1 protein-coding gene and 1 pseudogene are annotated in these 1400 nt (G+C 67.0%); both read right to left on the bottom strand.

Translation table 11 applies throughout. From position 1 onward, the window contains the following. Nucleotides 1–1180 (bottom strand): Pup--protein ligase (pafA, locus tag AB0E98_RS33705; RefSeq protein ID WP_361710297.1); only part of this gene is annotated, 1180 nt, incomplete at its 3' end. A 9-nt stretch (nucleotides 1181–1189) separates the two neighbouring features. Then, a pseudogene (locus AB0E98_RS33700) lies at nucleotides 1190–1400 on the bottom strand (MFS transporter); the annotation flags it as partial.

Here is a 1400-nt window from a genome sequence, read left to right as displayed (position 1 = left end):
GCGGAACGGACTTGCCCTCGAAGATCTTCAGGTCGTTGGCGACCCGGGCCGCCTGGCCCTTCCTCTCGAGCAGGTAGTACAGACCACGACGGCGGTGGATGTCGTGGTAGGCGAGGTCTATCTGCGCGACCCGCGGATGCGACATGGTCATGTTGTGCTTGGCCCGGTACCGCTCCAGGAGCTTGTACTTCATGACCCAGTCGATCTCGGTGTCGATGCGGTCCAGGTCCTCCGCCTCGATCGCCTCCAGCGTGCGGCCCCACAGCTCCAGCACCCGCTCCACCGTGCCGGTGCGGATGCCGCGGCGGTCGACGAAGTCGACGGCCTTCTCGTAGTACTCCCGCTGCACCTCCAGCGCGGACGCCTCCCGGCCGCTGGCCAGCCGCACCTTGCGCCGCCCGGTGATGTCGTGGCTGACCTCGCGGATCGCCCGGATCGGGTTCTCCAGGGTCAGGTCCCGCATCACCGTGCCCGCCTCGATCATGCGCAGCACCAGGTCCGTCGCGCCCACCTTGAGCAGCATCGTCGTCTCGGACATGTTCGAGTCGCCCACGATGACGTGCAGCCGCCGGTAGCGCTCCGCGTCGGCGTGCGGCTCGTCGCGCGTGTTGATGATCGGCCGGGACCGGGTCGTCGCCGAGGAGACGCCCTCCCAGATGTGCTCGGCCCGCTGACTGACGCAGTACACCGCACCGCGCGGCGTCTGCAGCACCTTGCCCGCACCGCAGAGCAACTGCCTTGTCACCAGGAAGGGAATGAGGATGTCCGCCAGCCGCGAAAACTCGCCGTGCCGGGCCACGAGGTAATTCTCGTGACAGCCGTACGAGTTGCCCGCGGAGTCGGTGTTGTTCTTGAAGAGGTAGACGTCGCCCGCGATTCCCTCCTCGTGCAGGCGTCGTTCGGCGTCCACCAGGAGTCCTTCGAGAATGCGCTCGCCCGCCTTGTCGTGGGTGACGAGTTCGGTCACGTTGTCACACTCGGGTGTCGCGTATTCCGGATGTGATCCCACGTCGAGATACAGGCGGGCACCATTGCGCAGAAAGACGTTGCTGCTGCGGCCCCATGACACGACACGGCGGAAGAGGTACCGCGCCACCTCGTCAGGCGACAGGCGGCGCTGTCCCCTGAACGTGCACGTGACGCCGTACTCGTTCTCCAGCCCGAAAATGCGGCGGTCCATGACTGAACATTACGCCTGATGACCCGAACTGAAACGGGGTTCGACGGCACGGTTTGGATCATTTTCCGATGAAGCCGCAACGACCGCACCCCGCGCGGGAGCTGCGAGGACCCGCCCCGTAGACGCCAGCACCAGCAACGAGACGCATCCCGCCGCCCCCGGCACCGCGAAGCCCCACAGCGCGCCGCCGTGCACCACGACGGGCCCCGCCAGCCCCGTG

Source organism: Streptomyces sp. NPDC037389 (assembly GCF_040636475.1).
GTDB lineage: Bacteria > Actinomycetota > Actinomycetes > Streptomycetales > Streptomycetaceae > Streptomyces > Streptomyces hesseae.
The sequence above is the reverse complement of the archived record's forward strand: the minus strand, read 5'-3'. Positions and strand labels throughout refer to the sequence as shown.